Consider the following 18,261-nt stretch of genomic DNA (forward strand, 5'->3'; position numbering starts at 1 on the left):
CGTCATGGCGATCGCGATTGGTGGATCCGGGATCGCCTGTACACCAACACTATTCGCGTCGGCGGCGCACGCGGACGGAGACTATGTCGCCTTCCTCTCCCCGACGCGCAACATCAGTTGCGAGATCAATTACCGCCGACAGGGCCTCCCCGACGAGGCCTTCTGCTTCGCGCTGTCGCGCCCGGAGTCGGCGACCCTGAACCCCGACGGCACCTTCTCGGTGTGCACCGGCGAGGGTTGCCTGGCGAACGCGGCGGAGAACACGCCCACGCTCGGTTACGGCCAGACGATGACGAACGGACCGTTCACCTGCCGGTCGGAGGTCGGCGGGGTCACCTGCACCGTCGCCTCGGGCCGGGGCTTCACGATCTCCAGCGCGGCGATCACCCCCGTCGGCTAAGACTGCGGGGGCGGTCCGGGATCCGGCGGGGGCGCTCCGTCCGGCGGAGGCGCCGGCGACGACGGATGCGTGCAGTCGGGCACGTAAATCAGGGTGTGGCCGATCATCGTCCAACCGATCCCGCACCCCGGCGGCACGAGTGGGGCCGTGCCGCCGGCGGCGATGAACAGCGCCGCAGTGGCGCAAAGGATTGCCGAAGGCCCCGGCCGGCGACGGGCGCTCGCCGGCGCTGCTTCACCCGCGTCGTCCGGCATCCGACATCTCCGCTCTCGCAAGCCTCCAGTCTGCGAGGGGCCCCGGCCGGTCGCAACTCGAGAGGGCGCCGGCAGCGGCGGGCCGTCGGCGACGCGAAAGCCGCCCCGACGCGATCGCCGGGGCGGCTTCCACTCGTGCTCAGTACAGGGGCACCCAAACACCGAAGAACCAGTAGCCCCAACCGCCGTACTGCCAGTTGAACACCGGGATCACGGTGAAGGTGTTGTAGTTGAAGGGTCCGAAGTCGGCCCGCGCGACGGCGACGTCACGCGGCGGCCCCGCCCAGGGCCGGTTCCAGCCACCGGGAGGCGGGGGACCGTCCCAGCCACCGGGAGGCGGCGGGCCCTCCCAGTGCGGCGGCGGGTGGCCCGGCGCCGGGCCGTCGTTCCAGCCGTATCCGCGCTCGCGCGGCGGCGGCGGTGCGCCACGTCCGATGATGTTGAACTGCACCTCCGGCCCCGCGGGACCACCGATCTGCGCGCTGGCGGTCACGACGTCGTGGCGCGCGATGTAGGGCTGGTGCGGGGGCTGGGTGCTCGGCGGGTTGAGCGCGGGCCGAGCGGGCGGCGGGTTCTGGCCGTGACCGGGGCCGTTGGGCTGGTTGCCCTGCTGGTTCGGCTGGTTCTGCCCGGGCTGGTTCTGTCCCGGCTGGTTCTGTCCCGGCTGGTTTTGCGGCTGCCCCTGCTGGTTCTGCGGGTTCTGCCCGTGCCCGTTGGGCGGGTTCTGCCCGCCCTGCGGCGGGTTGTTCGGGCCACCACTCTGCGGGCCCCCGTTTCCGGGTCCGTTCTGCGGGCCGCCGTTGCCGGGCCCGTTCTGCGGGCCGGAGTTACCCGGCCCATTTTGCGGACCACCGTTACCCGGCCCGTTCTGCGGACCACCACCGCCGGGACCGCCCTGCGGGCCACCGTTGCCCGGCCCGTTCTGCGGGCCGGAGTTACTCGGCCCGTTCTGCGGACCACCACCGCCGGGGCCGCCCTGCGGGCCACCGCCACCGGGGCCGCCCTGCGGGCCGCCGCCATGCGGGGCGCCCCCACCGGGACCACCCTGTTGGCCACCCGGCGCACCACCGCCGCCGCCACCGGGCCCGCCGGGGTTACCACCACCGCCGCCGCCTCCGCCGCCACCGCCGTGGCAGTTCGGACATGGCGGTGGCGGGTCAAGCGGCGCGGAGAATGCATAGCCCGCGCTGAACGTCGCGGCGGACAAGCCCAGGCCGGCCGCCACCGCGGCCGCGCCGACGGCACGTTTCATGGTCATAGTTGCGTCCCCTCTTGGGTGTCGATCGCCTGCCCTACGGGCAGGTGACGTCCAACTCGAATGGCTTGGTGACGGGCTGCGGTTGCTGGGGGTTGCTCATGTCGGTGCCGGTCGCGGTGCCCTTGATGGCCCACTGCTTGCCGTTGACGGCCGCACCGGCGTTGGCGGCCTGGTTGGGGGCGGCGTCGGAGAACCCGAGGATGACGTTGTTCACGCTGCCCAATCCGACGGAGTGCACGATCGGCGGGTTGCCGTTGCTGACGACGGCACCGACCCCGGCCGTCGGGTCCCCGATGCCGATGTTGATGTTGTCGCCCGCCGGGGTGCAGGTGACCTGCCCGGAGACATTCTGCGCTTGGCCGTCGACAATCACCTGCGGGCCCGCCGCTCCCGCAGCCGACGAGGAACCGGACGCCCCGGTACTCGATTTGTTGCTCGAACAGCCCGCGCTGGCCGCGACCACCACGGCCACGCCGGCTACGCCGATCACGATCCCACGCTTCACTACTGCATCCCTTCGTGTCGCTGGTTCGGCTACCTTGACCATCGCGGCTGCAACGCATTACCGCGTGCGCCGGCCCGCGGAGCGGGTCCCACGGCCGCTGCGCCGGATACCCGATCGCCGAAATTTGCAAACGCCACGTTACGTCGCCGTCGCGGCGGGTTAACTGGCCAACCCGGGCGTCACGGCAGAATGTGCAGCCCCCACCTGTTGAGGAGCGGGTGGATCAGCATGAAGTAGGTCGTGTAGTCGTCGCCCTCGGGCGAGGACATCAGCAAGCCGACCGCGCTGACCGTGCCGTCGGAGTTCATGACGAAGCCGGGGCTGCCGCTGTCGCCGTCGAGGCTGTACACGCTGGCCTCCACCACGTCGCCCTGGACGCCGTTGACGACGCCGCACGTCTCGCCGGTGACCGCGCCGATCTTGCAGAAGGGCATGCCCTCTTGGATCTGCGAGCGGCTCAGCGTGTCGCGGACCCGGTATCTGCCGCCGACGTCTCCCACCGGCGGCCCGATGCTGGGATCCAGGCGGATGATCGCAGCGTCCCGCTTCTCGCCCTCGTGCTCGCTGGCGGAGATCCTGCCCAGCGGGGCGGCGTCGCCGTAGGTCCATTCCTTGCCGTCGTGCGAGTCGCAGTGCCCGCTCGTCATCAGGTAGTAGCTGCCGTCGTTGCCCTGCGCCGCGAACCCGGCCGTGCAGCCACCCGCCCCGTGGTCGACGCTGACGCCGGGCATGGGCGGCGGAGCCGCCTGCGCGGGGCTCGCCCACACGATCGTGCCCAACGCCATGGCTCCCGCGAGGCCCGATCCCCGCAACAACCCTCTGCCCACGCCGTCTCCTCCGCTGATATCCGGCAGATGGTAGCAGCGCCGACCCTCAAATACGTTGTTGACCAGCAAGTTTCACGCGCACGAAACGTGAGCCAGGTCACTCCGGTCCGACGTGCCTGGCCAAGAAATCCAGCACCGCGCCGGCGAAGATGTCGTTGCGATCGCCGGCGACCATGTGGCCCGCGCCGCGCACATCGGTGAACTCCACCTGCGGGAAGCGAGCCAGAAACTCCTCGGCGCGCTCCTGGGGAACCAGGTCGCTCATCTGCCCGCGGATCAGCAACATGGGCACCCCGCCGCGCAGGATCACCTCGACGGCCGCGTGCATGCGGTCCGGGTCGGTCACCTCGAACGGCGGGAACGCCGCGGTGCCGCTGATGAATTGCGGATCCCAGTGCCAGAACCAGCGACCGCCGCGGCGGCGCAGGTTGGTGGCCAGGCCTTGCAGGTCGGTCGGTCGGGGCCGGTGCGGGTTGTACTCGGCGATCGCGTCGGCGACCTCGTCGAGCGAAGCGAACCCCGACTCCACCTTGTCGGACATGAAGGCGTGGACGCGATCCGCCCCGGACTGATCCATGTCCGGCACGATGTCGACCAGGACGACGGCGCTGGCGATGCCCGGCGACAGCTCGCCCGCCAGCAGCATCGCGGTGAACCCGCCCAAGGAGGCGCCCACCAGCACCGGCTGCGGCGGCAGCGTGCGCAGCACCTGCGCGACGTCACCGGCGAAGCTGACCACGCGGTAGTCGCCGTCGCGGGACCAATCCGACTCGCCGTGCCCGCGGAGGTCCACGGTGACGGCCTGCCAGCCGCGCCGAGCGACGGCGGCGGCGGCCTTGCCCCACGACCGGCGCGTCTGCCCGCCGCCGTGCAGGAACACCACCGCCCGCGCCCGCGGGTCGCCCAGGCGGTCCGCGGCGATGCGCAGCCCGCCGGCCCCCTGGATCGAGAACGGTTCGGCTACCGCGGTCATCACGCGATCGTAGAGCGTCGCGGTCGCCGACCTGCGGGAGTTCGACCGCGTCGCGGCGCCCCCGCCCCCGACCTAGGGGGCACCGCGGATACCTTGTTGGCGAGGATCAGCGGACGAGCGGAGAAGCCATGCGTCTTGACGAGTACCTGTCCCTGGACGCGACGGCGCTGGCCGAGCTGGTGCAGCGTCGCGAGGTCACCGCCGCGGAGTTGCTCGCGCTGGCGCGGCAGCGGGCCGACGCCGTGAACCCGCGGCTCAACGCGATCGTGCGCCGCCTCGACGGTGTCGCGGACCAACGCGCCGCCGATCCCGCCCTCAGCGGACCGCTGGCGGGGGTGCCGTTCCTGGTCAAGGACCTGGGCCAGCAGTATCGCGGCTTCGTGACGTCGTGCGGCTCCCGATCGCTGGCCCATGACGTCGCCGACCAGCACGCCCTCATCACGCAGCGGTTCTTGGCCGCGGGACTGGTGGTCTTCGGCATGACCAATACGCCCGAGTTCGGGGCCAAGGGCGTCACCGAATCGGACTACCTGGGGCCCGCACGCAATCCCTGGGACACCGCCCGCACGCCCGGCGGGTCGTCGGGCGGCTCGGGGGCCGCGGTCGCCGCCGGCATCGTCCCGGCGGCGGGGGCCAACGACGGCGGCGGCTCGATCCGCATCCCCGCCGCCTGCAACGGGCTGGTCGGCCTCAAGGTGAGCCGAGGGTTGGCGCCGTACGGGCCCCAGACGGGTGAGGCGATGTTCGGGATGGCCACCCAGGGCGCCGTGTCGCGGACCGTGCGCGACAGCGCCGCGCTGTGCGATGCGATGGTCGGGCCCGACCCGGCCGCCGCCTACCAGGCCGCCCTGCCGGGCGAGCCGTTCACTGAGCTCATCCGGCGTCGTCCCCAATCCCTGAAGATCGGCTACTCGACGCGCTCGGCCATCAATCCCCACCCGGATCGGGAGGCCGTCGCCGCGGGCGGCCAGGCCGCGGCCGTGCTGACCGAGCTGGGCCACCGCGTCGAGGAGGTCGCGCCGCCCTACGACGACGCCGCCCTGGGCCGCGACTTCCTGACCATCTGGTTCGCCCAACTGCACCAGCAGATCGAGGAGATCAAGCGGCGCACCGGGGCCCGCGACCGCGATTTCGAGGCCGACACCCTGGCGGTCGGCGAGCTCGGTCGCTCCGGCGGCGTCCTGGCGCCGCTGCGGGCGCTGGAGAACCGGCACCTGTACATCCAGTCGCTGGCCGCGTTCCATGCGGACTACGACTACTTCCTGACGCCCACGCTGGCCACGCCGCCCCTGACGATCGGCGCCACCACCACGTCGCCGCCCCTACAGCGGGTGGCGCGGGTGGTGAGCCGGTTGCGAGCCGGTAGGGCCATGCGGCTCAGCGGGATCCTCGACGACCTCATCGAGCAAAGCCTGGGCTGGGTGCCGTACACGCAATTGGCCAACCTCACCGGCCGACCGGCGATCAGTGTGCCGTTGCATTGGACGGACGGCGGGCTGCCGCTGGGCGTGCAGTTCGTCGGCAAGCTGGGCTCGGACGGCGAGCTGCTGCAGCTGGCGGCGCAGCTCGAGGAGGCCCGGCCGTGGGCGCACCGGCATCCGGCGCCCGTCTCGGGGCCGGCCTAGCCCGACGTGCCGTCGGGCGACTTGGGGCCGCCGCCCCACAGCTTGGCGAAGCGGCGGGCGACGTCGCCCAGCTTGCCGCCGCGCTGCGACGACTTGATCCTGCCCAGCGTCTGCTTACCCTCGGCCGCGTAGTCCTTGACGGATTCGTCGCCCTCTTCGGCGCGCATGTCGTTTCCTTCCTTCGGGGTCGGTGCCGGCGCCGCGACCGGGGAGCTCCGCTCGCCGGGGTCGCTTGGGCGCCTTCGCATGGCTCAAGGCTGCCTACCCGCCGCCCCCGGGGAGTCAAACGCCGCAGCGCCGACCGCCTCACGGCCGCAGTGGGTCCTTGCTGGCCTTGACCGGCGCGTTGCTCGGCGGCAGTTTGAGCAGGTTGCCGCGCAGACTGCCCCGCGCGGTGCGCACGGTGACGAGGAACCAGGTGGACAGCAGGCCGGCATAGGCGATGACGGCGGCCACCCTGAACGCGGGCAGGTGCGTGTGCCCGGCGAGCTGGGCGGTGCCGGTGACGAAGGTGCCCACCGGGAAGGTCAGGCTCCACCAGGTCAGCGCGAACGGCATGCCGCGGCGCAAGGTGCGCACGGTCAACGAGGTGGCCAACGCGATCCACAACACCGCGAATCCCCACACCGGGACGCCGTAGAGGACGGCGAAGGCGTTCAGGTCCTCGGCCAGCGCGGGTTCCGCGGCCAGCGACGAGGCGGAACCCAACAGCCCGGCGGCGGTGACGGATTGGCCGAGCGGACCCAGGACGATCCACAGCGTCGGGACCCGCGCCGTGCCGGAGGTGCCGTAGAGGGTCAGCCGGCTCCAGATCATCGCGATGATGTTGAGCGACGCGATCAACGACAACCCGAACATGGCGTAGCAGCCGAAGAGCATGGTCTGTCGCCCGGTGCCCGGGGCCAGGTGCGGCAGGAGCAGCGCCCCCGTCGCGGCGGCCACCATCGGCGGCACCACCGGCATCAGCCAGCCGCCGAATGCCGCGTCGGGCTCCACCTGGTGCTGGGTGAACATCAGGTAGGGGATGCTGACCGCGGTGAACAGGCCGCCGACGGTGCCCGCGCTCCACAACACCCAGTCCAGGTCGACCGCGACGCGTTCGCCGAGCAGGTCCTTGCCGATCAACACCGCTCCCCCGCCGACGGTCATCAAGGCCATCGGCGCGGCTCCGTAGAAGTGGGCCATCTGCGGGTTGCGGGCGTGCCGGCGGGCGACCGTGGGGTGCCGCAGCCAGTGACCGCCCACCACCACGATCAGCGCCGCCAACAGCGACGCGGCGAGCACCCAGACGACCTCGGTGAACGCCCGCAGGCCGGTGACGCGCACCGGCAGGGTGGCGCCGGCGATGGCGACGATGCCGGTGCCCATCACCGAGGCGAACCAATTGGGACCAAGATTGCCCAGCACCTCGACGCGCCGCTGCGGCGGTGGGGCGGCGTCGGGGCTCACGATGGCCATCGCTGCAACACCCTACTGCGTCGCACTGAACCGGAAGGGCCACGACGCTTAGACTCCAACCGTGATGCCAGCGGCGCGGAGCGGACGGGCGGTGCGCAGGCTGCCGGTGCTGCTGTGCATCGCGGCGCTCGCGCTCGGCGTCCTGGCCGTGCCGGTCAAGCAACGCTGCGGGGCGCCCGGATTCTCCTGCGCCACCACGCTCGACAGCAATGGCGACGTGCACTACTACTACGAGGTCGAACCGCTCGGCGTCTTCCTCGCCGAGGTCGTCACCGGGTCCAACATCACGCTGTACTACACCTCCGGCGAGGACCTGGTCAGGTCCCGCTGAGCGGCCGGCGCGCGGCGCCGCGGACGTCTCCGTCGGGTCACACTTTCGGGTCGATCCCCGCGACGCTGTGCCCGCGCCGAGACTCCGCCGAGATCCACGCGAACCGCCACGCCGCGCCGGCAGGTCAAAACCGCAGATCAGGCCGTTATCCCCGGCGGCGCGGGCATCGTACGCCGCGGCGCGCGGCCGCCGCGGGGCGTTTGCCGGCGGATTCCTCGATTGGGGGCTTCATAGCAAGCTAACGCATACTTGTCACCATGCTCGAAGCGACATCGCCGCAAACCGCCGCCGTGGCGGCGGGCGCCGATGCGCCGGGTATGGGCAGAGGTTTGTGATGGCGCGCTCTGGCGGCGCCCACCACCGCCACCGTGCCCCCCGTCAGCCCTCCCGGTTCCGCGCGGTGCTGTCGCGCAGCGTCATGGCCCTGGTGTCGGTCGCGGCGGTCGGCCTGACCGGGGCCGGGTACTACGTGGCGCACGGCGCCCTCGGCGGGATCACCGTGTCGAACGCGCTGCAGCCCGACGATCCGCGGTCGAGCGGCGACAACATGAATATCCTGCTCATCGGCCTGGACTCGCGAAAAGATCAGGACGGCAACGACCTGCCCTGGTCCATCCTCAAACACCTGCACGCCGGCGATTCCGACGACGGCGGCTACAACACCAACACGCTGATCCTGGTTCACGTCGGCGCCGACAACAAGGTCGTCGCCTTCTCGATCCCCCGCGACGACTGGGTGCCGTTCACCGGCGTGCCGGGCTACAACCACATCAAGATCAAAGAGGCGTACGGGTTGACCAAGCAGTACGTCGCGCAGAAGCTCGCCAACCAGGGCACCAGCAGCCAGAAGGAACTCGAGACCAAGGGCCGTGAAGCGGGCCGCGCCGCGACGTTGCGGGCCGTGCGCAACCTGACCGGCGTGCCGATCGACTACTTCGCCGAGGTCAACCTGGCCGGTTTCTTCGACCTCGCGCAGACCCTCGGCGGCGTCGAGGTCTGCCTCAATCACGCCGTGTACGACTCCTATTCGGGCGCCGACTTCCCGGCCGGGCGGCAACGACTCGACGCCTCGGAGGCGTTGTCGTTCGTGCGACAGCGCCACGGCCTGGACAACGGGGACCTGGACCGCACCCACCGGCAGCAGGCGTTCCTGTCGTCGGTCATGAAGGAGCTGCAGGACTCGGGGACGTTCACCAACGTCGACAAGCTGAAGAACCTGATGGCGGTGGCGCGCAAGGACGTCGTGTTGTCGTCGGGGTGGAGCGAGGACATGATCCAGCGCCTCGGTGAACTCGCGGGCGGCAATGTCGAATTCCTGACGCTCCCGGTGGTGCGCTACGACAACATCGACGGGCAGGACGTGAACATCGTCGACCCGGCCGCCATCAAGGCGGAGGTGGCGGCGGCCCTCGGGTCGGCCGCACCCAGCAGCGCGACCACCACCACCACGGTGGTCAAGCCCAACCCCAACATGGTCGTCGACGTGATCAACTCCGGCGCCATGAGCGGGATGGCGTCCGAGGTGTCGCGGGCGTTGAAGAAGCGCGGCTTCACCACCGGCCAGGTCCGCGACCGCGAGTCGGGTGAGCCGAACGCCACGACCATCGAATACGGCGCCGGCGCGCAGACCGACGCGCGCAGCGTGGCGACGCTGCTCGGCCTCGACGCCCCGAACCAGCCCAACCCGACCGTGCAGCCCGGGCACATCCGCGTCACCGTCGACACGAACTTCTCGATGCCCACCCAGGACGACACGACGATGGACGATTCGACGAGTACCAGCACCACGTCGACCAAGGCCAAGACGTACTACTACAACGGCACCACCACGACGTATCCGACGCCGGATCAGGGCAAGCCCCTCGACGGCGGCGGGGTGCCCTGCGTCAATTAGTCAGGCGTGGGTGCCGCCGTCGATGCGGATCTCGGTGCCGGTGATGAAGGCGCCGTCGGCGGAGACCAGCATGGCGATCACGCCCGCGACCACGCCGGGGTCGGCCATGCCGGTGCCGCTGGACGTCTCGGTCGTCGGCAGCACGGGCATCAGCCGCGAAAGCAGCGACCAGTCGGCGTCTTTGGGGATGTAGCCGCCGGTGGCGTCGGTGATGCCGGACTTGATGCTGCCCGGCGCCACGCACACGGCGCGCAGCCCGGCGCGCGCGTACTCGAGCGCCAGCGAATGGGTGAAGGCCTGGATGCCGCCCTTGCTCGCCGCGTACGCCGCCATGTAGGGGTGGGCGAACGACGCCGACGTGGAGCTGAAGTTCACCACGGCGCTGCGCGGGTTCGCCAGCAGCGCCGGCAGGGCCTCGCGGACCACCAGGAAGGTGCCGGTGAGGTTGATCCCCACGATGCGGTTCCACAGTTCGAGGCTGGTCTCGTGGGTGTGCGCGGCGCGCAGCACGCCCGCGGCGTTCACCAGGGAGTCCAGGCCGCCGAGCGTCTCGACGGCCGAGCGCACCCCGGCGATCACCGAGTCCTCGGCGCCGACGTCCATCACCAGCGTCGTCAACCGGTCCGAACCCACGCCGGCCCGCGCCCGGGTCTGCTCCAGACCGTCGGCGGCCACATCCGAGGCCACCACCGTGGCGCCCTCGTCCACCAGCCGCAGCGCGGTGGCCTGACCGATGCCCGACGCGGCGCCGGTCACCAAGATCCGTTGTCCCGCAAGTCTTGTCATTGGTTACTCCCGGTTCAGACCACTCCGCGCAGCGCGTCCTCGCCGAACATCTGCACCATCATCGACGAGTAGTCCGGGCCGCGGCGCAGGATGTGGCCACCGTCAACGTTGATGCACTGCCCGGTGATCCAGGCGGCGGCGTCGCTGAGCAGGAACAGGGCCAGGTTGGCGACGTCCTCGACCTCGCCCACCCGCGGCAGCGGCGTGCACAGGGCGTAGTCGCCGCTGATCTCCGGGGACTGGATGACGCTGGCGTCCACCAGGTCGGTGCGGATGAGGCCGGGGCGGACGCTGTTAACGCGGACCCAGGAGGGCCCCAGTTCGTCGGCGGCCAGCATCATCATGTGGTCGATCGCGGATTTGGTGACGCCGTATGGCCCGAACCAGCGGTGGGTGTTGCTGGCCGCGATCGACGAGATCCCGACGAACGAGCCGCCGCCGTTGCGCACCAGTTCCCGCGCGACGTGCTTGAGGACGTACATGGTGCCGTTGACGTTGAGGTCGACGGTGTTTCGCCACGCCTCGGAGTCGGTGTGGGTGATCGGGCCGATGGTCAGCGAGCCGCCGGCACAGTGCACCGCGCCGTCGAGCCGGCCGTGCCACGCCGTGGCAGCGTCGACGGCGCGGACGACCTCGTCCTCGTTGGTGACGTCGGCCGGCTCGTAGCGGATGGACCCGGCGCCTTGCCGCGCTTCGATGTCGGTGACGGCCTCGGCGAGCCGGTCGGCGTTGCGGCCGACGATCATGACCGAGGCTCCGGCGGCCACCAGCCCGGCGGCGACGCCCTTGCCGATTCCGCTGCCGCCGCCGGTGATCAGATACGTCCGGTTGTCGAAAGAAAGCTGCACGCCATCACCTCACGCCGAAAACTGGAACAGGTTCTAGCAGCATAGGGCAGCGATCACAGCCGTCACAGCAGCCTCGGGGAATGCACCGTATGCCGATGTGCCCGCCTCGCAGCGACAACCGGGGCGGGCGCACCCGGGTGACCGCCGTGTCGCTGTGAGGCGGGCACTTCGACTACCCCTTCGCCCACTCCTTCGCCCAACCCCTTCGACCACCCCGTCGCGCAGCGGCGCCCTACGGGGTGTCGCGGCGCGCCAGCTGGGTGGGCTTGGCGTTCCGCCAGTCCTCCACGTCGGGCGGCAGGCCCACCGGGTAGCGGTTCTCGTTGTGGGCGGCCCAGTGCGCATGGCCGAGCTCGTGGATGTGAAAGGCGTGCCGCAACGCCTCGGTGAAGCCCATCGCGTCGGACGCCGCGTTGACCGAATCCTTGACCAGCAGGGCCGCCATGGTCGGCCGCTGGGCGATGCGCCGCGCGAATTCCAATGTCTTTTCGGCCAATTCGTCGGCGGGGAACACCTTGGACACCATGCCGAGACGGTAGGCCTCGTCGGCGTCCAGCGCGTCACCGGTCAGCAGCAGTTCCTTCGCTTTGCGCGGTCCGAATTCCCAAGGGTGGGCGTAGTATTCGACGCCCGGCATACCCATCCGCACGGCCACCACGTCGCTGAATTTCGCGTTGTCGGCGGCGACGATCAGGTCGCAGGCCCAGATCAGCATCAGGCCGGCCGAGATCGCGTTGCCCTGCACCTGCGCGATGGTGATCTTGCGCAAATCGCGCCAGCGGCAGGTGTTTTGGAAAAAGTAGTGCCACTCCTGCAGGTAGGTCTTCTCCGCGACCGGGTCGCGCGTCGCGCCGTGGGACCGGAACGTCGGATGCTGGCCGGCCCCGGGCTGGCGCTCGGCGAGCGCCAACTCCGAACCCAGGTCGTGACCAGCCGAGAAGTTCCTGCCCCGCGCGGCGAGGATCACCACCCGGACGGTGTCGTCGGCCTCGGCCCGCAGGAAGGCCTCGTCGAGCTGGACCAGCAGCCCGCGGTTCTGCGCGTTGTGGGCGTCGGGACGATTCAGCCAGATCCGCGCGACCCGGCCCTCGTCGAGGGTTTCGTAGGTGACCAGCGCCTCGGCGTCGCCGCCGGCCGCCCCCGCACCGGCTGCGGCGCCGGCCTGCTCGGACAGTGTCATCGCACCCACCTCGCTTGTCGTCAACTCTGACTCGTTTACACATTACGGCCAGGGTGTAAGCGGCTCGTGGCGGGGCCGCCGACTCCCGCCGTGAGCGAGTGCCCCATCACCGGCGGTCGAGCGGTAACAGCCGGCGATCGCTGGGAAACGCCAGCCGCACCAACCCGCTGCATGAACCTGCTCATCGCGCAGCACCGCGCCCCGGCCCGTCGGCCCGCGACCCCGGCGGTACGCCTGAGACACCGCCCACTGAGTCGCCTACAGTTGAGACATGCCTACCAAATCTGATCCTGGCGAGATCGGCGACGTCGAACCGGTCGCCGACAGCACCGCGAGCCAGGCCAGGAGGGTCGTCGCGGCGTACGCGAACGACGCCGACGAGTGCCGGGTCTTCCTTTCCATGCTCGGCATTGGGCCCGCCAAACTCGACGCGTAGATGGCTCGCGGTCAGGGACGCGGCGCCAAGGCAGCCGCCTTCGGCGACTCCGACTTTGTGGTGGTCGCCAACCGGTTGCCGGTAGACCAGGAGCGGCTCCCCGACGGCACGACGAGCTGGAAGCGCAGCCCCGGCGGGCTGGTCACGGCCCTGGAGCCGCTGCTGCGGCGCCGGCGCGGCGCGTGGGTCGGCTGGCCGGGCGTCGCCGACGACGGTACGGGCCCCGACCTGGACGAGCCGATCATCCAGGACGACCTCGAGCTGCGGCCCGTGCGGCTGAGCGCCGACGACATCGCCGAGTACTACGAGGGCTTTTCCAACGCCACCCTGTGGCCGCTTTACCACGACGTCATCGTCAAACCGATCTATCACCGCGAGTGGTGGGAGCGCTACGTCGACGTCAACCGGCGCTTCGCCGAGGCGACCTCCCGCGCCGCCGCCGAGGGCGCGACCGTGTGGGTGCAGGACTACCAGCTGCAGCTGGTCCCGAAGATGCTCCGCGAGCTGCGGCCCGACCTGACCATCGGCTTCTTTCTGCACATCCCGTTCCCGCCGGTGGAGCTGTTCATGCAGATGCCCTGGCGCACCGAGATCACCGAGGGGCTGCTGGGCGCGGATCTGGTCGGGTTCCATCTGTCCGGCGGCGCCCAGAATTTCCTGATCCTGTCCCGCCGGCTGATCGGGGTGAACACGTCGCGGGGCACGGTCGGGGTCCGTTCCCGGTTCGGTGAAGTGGAACTCGCGGACCGCGTCGTGCGGGTGGGCGCCTTTCCCATCTCCATCGACTCGACGGCGCTGGACCAGGCTGCCCGGCACCGCGACGTCAAGCGCCGCGCGCGCGAGATCCGCGCCGAGCTCGGCAATCCCCGCAAGGTGCTATTGGGCGTCGACCGGCTGGACTACACCAAGGGCATCGACGTCCGGCTGAAGGCGTTTTCGGAACTGCTCGAAGAGGGCCGCGCCAAGCGCGACGACACCGTGCTCATCCAGCTCGCGACGCCCAGCCGCGAACGCGTGGAGAGCTACCAGATCCTGCGCAGCGACATCGAACGCCAGGTCGGCCACATCAACGGCGAATACTCCGAGGTTGGTCACCCGGTGGTGCACTACCTGCATCGGCCGGTCCCCCGCGACGAGCTGATCGCGTTCTTCGTGGCCGCCGACGTCATGCTGGTCACCCCGCTGCGCGACGGGATGAACCTGGTCGCCAAGGAGTACGTGGCCTGCCGCAGCGACCTCGGCGGCGCGCTGGTGCTCAGCGAATTCACCGGCGCCGCAGCCGAGTTGCGGCAGGCGTACCTGGTCAACCCGCACGACCTCGAAGGCGTCAAGGACACCATCGAAGCCGCGCTCAACCAGAGCGAGGCGGAGGGCCGCCGCCGCATGCGATCGATGCGCCGCCAAGTGCTGGCCCACGACGTCGATCGGTGGGCGCGGTCCTTCCTCGACGCGCTGGCGCAGTCGGGCCCGCACGACACCGAGTAGCTTTGGCAATCCCATGGTGTCGCGGCCGGGTCGCTGTGATACTCAAGAGGGCGTCCAACGGTGAAGGAGAGGTTGCACATGAGGCTCCGTCACACGTTGGCCGCGGGCACCGGTGTCCTGGTGGCCGTCGCGACCGGGGTCGCGCTGCACTCCGGGGAGCCGGCCAAGGCCCTCGGCCCGCCGGCGGACGGGAATTACTCCTACAACGAGGCGGGTGTCTCGGGTGTCACCTGGACGGTGACGGCGCTGTGCGATCAGCCGTCCGGCACCCGCAACATGAACGACTACTCCGACCCGATCATCTTCGCCATGCAGTGCGCGCTGAACATCGTGAGCTTCACCGACGAGCGGATCACCGCCGCGGACAAGCTGCAGAACTTCAGCGGCCGGGCGCGGATGTCGAGCATGCTGTGGACGTTCAAGGTGGACAAGGCCGACGGTGTCTCGTGCCCCGGCGGCGGCACCGCCCCGTCCACCGAGACCTGGGCGTTCAGCGACGAAACGATGAGCGGCACCCACACCACGCTGCACGGCGCCGTCTGCGGGATGGAGCCGGCGATGAAGAAGGTGCCGTTCTCGTTGGCGCTGACGGGTCCGCCGCCCAGCCCGGTCGAACGATACCCGTTGTACTGCAACGCGATCGCGATGTGCTACTAGAGGCAATCGCCTAGATCGGCGTGATGTAGGCGATCAGCCACTGCTTGCCGACCTTCTTGAAGTCCACCCGCAGCCGGCTGCCATCGTAGAGCGGCTGACGCGTCTTGTCGGTCACGGTCCGGTTCATGTACACCATCACCGACGCCGAATCCCGTTGCGCCGACATCACTCCCGCGCCGACGACATTGGCTTGCACCACCACTTCCCGTTTCTTGGCCTCGGGGATGATCTGCGTGTTGGCGCTCTTCTGGAATTCGGCGCGGTAGTCGGGCGTCAGCAACGGGTACGCGGCGGTCAGGCTCCGCTCGACGGTCTGGTAGTCGTAGGCGAAGACCTCCGGAATCTCCTTGGCCGCCAGGCCGGGAAGAACCGCCCGCGCCGCCTGCTCACCGCGCGTCTGCACCCGATCCCAGTACAGCCAGCCGGCCGCCGCGGACAACCCGATGAACGCTGCGACCATCGCGTAACCCGCGACGACCGCCAGCCGGCGCAACCACCGCATCAATTACCGCCGTCGGGGTATTTGATGTCGTAGCCGGTCATCCGCCCGCTCTCGTCCTCGTGCACGATGACCCGCAGGCGATACGGCGTGGAAGGCTTGTTGACACCGTCGATGTCGGCCACCGTGACGCGCACCGATACCAGCACGGACGCGTTATCCGCTACGGCGTCAACGCCTTCCAGCGCCGCGCCGTTGATCACGGCCTCCGACGTCGCGTTGGTGGTGCGGAAGATGGCCTTGAGGTTTTCGACGTTGTTGTTGGCGCCGAGCATGCCGCGCAGCGGGCCGCTGGTGCCGTTGACGAATCGATCCACGCTCTCGTCGATGTTGTCCTGTTTGTAGCTGAACATGTTGACGACGGTCTGGGTGGCGGTGTCGACGAAGCGCTGGTCGCGGGCCTGGGCGGCGGTGGTGTGCCGCTGCTGGATCAACAGCAGGGCCACGCAGCCGGCCAAGACGCCGACCGCCAGCACCGCGGCGGCCAACGAGATCCAGCCCACCAGCCGGCGATTCGGCTGACGGCGCGGCGGCGGCTTCGGCGACGTGCGGGTCCGCGCCGCGGGCCTCGGCTTGGGCGCGGCGGGGACGTCGGGAACGTCGAAGCTGACCGGGGCGGCCTGGGCCTCCTCGGGTTTCGCCGGGCCCGCCGCACGGGACGCCCGGCGACGAACCCGCGGTGGCGTCGCGGGACCGCCGGTGACGACAGGCTCCATCACATAGGCCTTGGATCAAGCATCAGGTCCACCCAATTCTCCGCGCCGGAGGTGCTGCTGGCGCCGGCCGCGAAGATACCAGTGCCTCCCGCCGGATCGGCAAAGGCGCCGGTCTTCGGGTCGTAGGTGGCGTAGGCCGGCCCGCTGGCCTGCGGTTGCGGGCCGGGCCCCGGCGGCGGCCCCCACGGCTTTTCCGGGCCGGGCCCCGCCGGCGGCGGGCTGATCCCCTCGGGCGGCCCCGGCGGGGGCAGCCACTTCGGGTAGGGCAGCTGCGGCGGCACCGGCGGCACCCCGGGCGGCTGCCAGGAGGTGAACGGCGGCGGCGGCCCGTTGTCGTTGGGCGGCGGCGGGTCGAAGGCCGGCTGCTTGTTGGGCAGCGGCCCCGGCCCGGGCACCACGCCCGGCGGCGGCGGACCGACGATCGGCGTCCCGGGATCGGGTTGGGCGCTCGGCGGAATGTAGGGGAACTTGTTGGGCGGCAACACGTTCAGGCCGTTGGTCATCGGCGTGTCGTACGGGACCGGCGGGCCGCGCCACGGGTTGCGGCCGACCGGCACGTACCCCTTCGGATCCCGGCACAGCTGGATCGTGGGTGCCCGCTTGCCGGGAAACTCCTGGCACGGGTAGTTGCGCGCGCCACGGACCGTGCTGGGATCGCTCTGCGCGGTCTTGCAGTACATGTCCTTCGGCAGCTCGCGCACCGTCTCGTCGGCGGGAGTGCGCATCAGCGGCGGGGGCAGGAACCCGACGGCGCAGGGCGGCGGGTCGTTGAGGTCGAGCTTGAAGTCCAGCTTGCCGCCCTCGTCGAGGGGAGGCCCGCCCGCCATCGTGATGATGGCCGCGAACAACGCCGGCAGCACGACCAGCAGGTGCTCGATCGACTTGTGGTAGATGACGCCGACGCGGCCGAGGTTCGCCAGGCTGGCGGCCAGCGCCGGGAAGGAGGGGCGAATCCCGGAGAACGCGGTGCTGGCCTGGTCGATCGCCCCCGGCGCGATCGCCAGGGTGTCGCGCAGCTGCGGGTCGGCCTGCCGCACCTCGGAGGTGAACCGGGCCAACCCGTCGGCGAGCGACTTGACGTCGGCGCCGGCGCGGATCTGTGCCTGCAGGAACGGGCCCGCCTGGTCGATCAGTTGCGAGATCTGCGGGTAATTGGCGTTGGCCTCGTCCACCAGCAACCGGGCCGACTCGAAGAGCCGGGCCATCTCGGGCCCCGACCCGTTGGCGGCGACGAACGTCTCGTGCAGCAGTTCGCGTAGCCGGGTGTCGCCCAGGCTGTTGACCAGCGCCTCGGCCCGCTTGAGGAGGTCGGCCACGTCCTGGCCGATCCGGGTGTTCTGCCGGTCGATGTGAGACCCGTTGTGCAGCTTGGTCGAAGCCGGGGCCTTGGGCGGCACCAGGTCGATGTACTGCTCACCGACGGCCGACACGCTCTTGACGGTGGCGGTCACGTTGGACGGGATGGCGGTGCCGCTGTTGAGCCGCATGTCCGCGACCACACCGGTGGGGGTCAGGCCCACCGACTCGACCCGGCCCACGGCGACGCCGCGGTAGGTGACGTTCGCGTTCTTGTACAGGCCGCCGCCGGCGATGAAATCGGCGCTGACGCCGTAGGTCCCGATGCCGAGCGCCGCGGGCAGCCGCAGGTAGAAGATCGCCATCACGGTCAGGGTGATCACGGTGATGACCGAGAAGATCCACAGCTGGATCCTGGTGAGCCTGTCGTGCATCTGCTCTGCCGCCCCCTAATGTCCCGATGCCGTGCCGGGCGGAATCTTGAACGGATCGGCGGCCTGTCCGGACAGGTTGGCCAACTCACCGGTCAAGAAATCCGGCGGGTTGAGGATCTCGTTCATGTGGGCCATGTTCGGATCGAAGTACGCGGTGGTCAAGGCGCTCAACGACAACCGGAAGAACTTCATCACCTCGCTGCAGATCCTGTTGACCTTCCCGTTCCCCAACTACGGCATCAAGCAGGCGGTGCGCGGTGACTATCTCAACGTGTTCACCACCTTCGACCTGACGCTGCGCAGGATCGGGGAAACCTTCTTCACCACCGCGTACTTCGATCCGAACATGGCCCACATGAACGAGATCCTCAACCCGCCGGATTTCTTGACCGGTGAGCA

General features: G+C 70.2%; 19 protein-coding genes and 1 pseudogene. 8 read left to right on the forward strand and 12 right to left on the reverse strand.

Features of this window, described 5'->3' with window-relative positions:
- Nucleotides 1–4: 4 nt before the first annotated feature.
- Nucleotides 5–400: a hypothetical protein gene (locus tag A5700_RS05250; protein ID WP_068070192.1), complete on the forward strand. Its 396-nt coding sequence runs from the start codon at nucleotides 5–7 to the stop codon at nucleotides 398–400.
- Between the two features lie 393 nt (nucleotides 401–793).
- Here A5700_RS05250 and A5700_RS05255 read toward each other — a convergent pair whose 3' ends face one another.
- From A5700_RS05255 to A5700_RS05270, 4 genes are all read right to left on the reverse strand, one after another.
- Nucleotides 794–1,906, reverse strand: coding sequence for an MAP_0585 family protein (locus A5700_RS05255; RefSeq protein ID WP_068070207.1), 1,113 nt, complete (start codon nucleotides 1,904–1,906; stop codon nucleotides 794–796).
- A 40-nt stretch (nucleotides 1,907–1,946) separates the two neighbouring features.
- Entirely contained in the window at nucleotides 1,947–2,417 is a 471-nt protein-coding gene (locus A5700_RS05260) for a lipoprotein LpqH (protein WP_068070191.1), read from the reverse strand.
- 179 nt (nucleotides 2,418–2,596) lie between these two features.
- Entirely contained in the window at nucleotides 2,597–3,202 is a 606-nt protein-coding gene (locus tag A5700_RS05265; protein WP_068070190.1) for a S1 family peptidase, read from the reverse strand.
- 139 nt (nucleotides 3,203–3,341) lie between these two features.
- The gene (locus A5700_RS05270) at nucleotides 3,342–4,217 is read right to left on the reverse strand and encodes an alpha/beta fold hydrolase (RefSeq protein WP_197502836.1); all 876 of its coding nucleotides are present in this window, start codon (nucleotides 4,215–4,217) and stop codon (nucleotides 3,342–3,344) included.
- A gap of 128 nt (nucleotides 4,218–4,345) precedes the next feature.
- Here A5700_RS05270 and A5700_RS05275 point away from each other — a divergent pair, with 128 nt between their 5' ends.
- Nucleotides 4,346–5,842, forward strand: a complete 1,497-nt coding sequence (locus A5700_RS05275; protein ID WP_068204502.1) for an amidase — start codon at nucleotides 4,346–4,348, stop codon at nucleotides 5,840–5,842.
- Here the strand turns inward: A5700_RS05275 and A5700_RS26515 are convergent.
- The gene (locus A5700_RS26515) at nucleotides 5,839–6,009 is read right to left on the reverse strand and encodes a hypothetical protein (RefSeq protein WP_197502835.1); all 171 of its coding nucleotides are present in this window, start codon (nucleotides 6,007–6,009) and stop codon (nucleotides 5,839–5,841) included. The genes A5700_RS05275 and A5700_RS26515 overlap by 4 nt on opposite strands.
- Nucleotides 6,010–6,148: 139 nt before the next feature.
- Complete coding sequence (locus A5700_RS05280) at nucleotides 6,149–7,300, reverse strand: TDT family transporter (RefSeq protein ID WP_068070188.1); 1,152 nt, start codon at nucleotides 7,298–7,300, stop codon at nucleotides 6,149–6,151.
- Between the two features lie 64 nt (nucleotides 7,301–7,364).
- On the opposite strand from A5700_RS05280, the gene A5700_RS05285 reads away from it, so the two are divergent.
- Nucleotides 7,365–7,631 (forward strand): hypothetical protein, encoded by a 267-nt coding sequence (locus A5700_RS05285; protein ID WP_197502834.1) that lies wholly within the window; start codon nucleotides 7,365–7,367, stop codon nucleotides 7,629–7,631.
- 334 nt (nucleotides 7,632–7,965) lie between these two features.
- Nucleotides 7,966–9,525: an LCP family protein gene (locus A5700_RS05290; protein WP_156671086.1), complete on the forward strand. Its 1,560-nt coding sequence runs from the start codon at nucleotides 7,966–7,968 to the stop codon at nucleotides 9,523–9,525.
- Here the strand turns inward: A5700_RS05290 and A5700_RS05295 are convergent, their stop codons facing one another.
- From A5700_RS05295 to A5700_RS05305, 3 genes are all read right to left on the reverse strand, one after another.
- Nucleotides 9,526–10,311, reverse strand: a complete 786-nt coding sequence (locus A5700_RS05295) for an SDR family NAD(P)-dependent oxidoreductase (RefSeq protein ID WP_068070185.1) — start codon at nucleotides 10,309–10,311, stop codon at nucleotides 9,526–9,528.
- A gap of 14 nt (nucleotides 10,312–10,325) precedes the next feature.
- Nucleotides 10,326–11,159 carry an SDR family oxidoreductase gene (locus A5700_RS05300; RefSeq protein WP_068070184.1) on the reverse strand — a complete coding sequence of 278 codons (834 nt, stop codon included), beginning with the start codon at nucleotides 11,157–11,159 and terminating at the stop codon, nucleotides 10,326–10,328.
- A gap of 232 nt (nucleotides 11,160–11,391) precedes the next feature.
- Nucleotides 11,392–12,339 carry an enoyl-CoA hydratase gene (locus A5700_RS05305; RefSeq protein ID WP_068070183.1) on the reverse strand — a complete coding sequence of 316 codons (948 nt, stop codon included), beginning with the start codon at nucleotides 12,337–12,339 and terminating at the stop codon, nucleotides 11,392–11,394.
- Nucleotides 12,340–12,610: 271 nt separating this feature from the next.
- On the opposite strand from A5700_RS05305, the gene A5700_RS25945 reads away from it, so the two are divergent.
- The 3 genes from A5700_RS25945 to A5700_RS05315 all read left to right on the forward strand — a co-directional run bounded on the left by A5700_RS25945 (nucleotide 12,611) and on the right by A5700_RS05315 (nucleotide 14,917).
- The gene (locus A5700_RS25945) at nucleotides 12,611–12,775 is read left to right on the forward strand and encodes a hypothetical protein (protein WP_008263763.1); all 165 of its coding nucleotides are present in this window, start codon (nucleotides 12,611–12,613) and stop codon (nucleotides 12,773–12,775) included.
- The gene (locus tag A5700_RS05310; RefSeq protein WP_068070182.1) at nucleotides 12,776–14,260 is read left to right on the forward strand and encodes a trehalose-6-phosphate synthase; all 1,485 of its coding nucleotides are present in this window, start codon (nucleotides 12,776–12,778) and stop codon (nucleotides 14,258–14,260) included.
- A 78-nt stretch (nucleotides 14,261–14,338) separates the two neighbouring features.
- A complete protein-coding gene (locus tag A5700_RS05315; protein WP_068070181.1) occupies nucleotides 14,339–14,917 on the forward strand; it encodes a hypothetical protein in 579 nt (192 codons plus the stop codon).
- Nucleotides 14,918–14,927: 10 nt separating this feature from the next.
- Here A5700_RS05315 and A5700_RS05320 read toward each other — a convergent pair whose 3' ends face one another.
- From A5700_RS05320 to A5700_RS05330, 3 genes are read right to left on the reverse strand one after another with little or no spacing between them, the layout of a single operon-like run.
- Nucleotides 14,928–15,410 (reverse strand): mammalian cell entry protein, encoded by a 483-nt coding sequence (locus tag A5700_RS05320; protein WP_156671088.1) that lies wholly within the window; start codon nucleotides 15,408–15,410, stop codon nucleotides 14,928–14,930.
- 8 nt (nucleotides 15,411–15,418) lie between these two features.
- Nucleotides 15,419–16,132: a mammalian cell entry protein gene (locus tag A5700_RS05325; protein ID WP_068070179.1), complete on the reverse strand. Its 714-nt coding sequence runs from the start codon at nucleotides 16,130–16,132 to the stop codon at nucleotides 15,419–15,421.
- On the reverse strand, nucleotides 16,132–17,862 hold the full coding sequence (locus A5700_RS05330) for a virulence factor Mce family protein (RefSeq protein ID WP_068070178.1): 1,731 nt from the start codon (nucleotides 17,860–17,862) through the stop codon (nucleotides 16,132–16,134). The genes A5700_RS05325 and A5700_RS05330 overlap by 1 nt, the downstream gene beginning before the upstream one ends.
- 148 nt (nucleotides 17,863–18,010) lie before the next feature.
- Between A5700_RS05330 and A5700_RS05335 the strand changes: the two are divergent.
- Nucleotides 18,011–18,261, forward strand: a pseudogene (locus tag A5700_RS05335) (mammalian cell entry protein); the annotation flags it as partial.

The organism is Mycobacterium sp. E1214, assembly GCF_001666755.1.
Lineage (GTDB): Bacteria > Actinomycetota > Actinomycetes > Mycobacteriales > Mycobacteriaceae > Mycobacterium.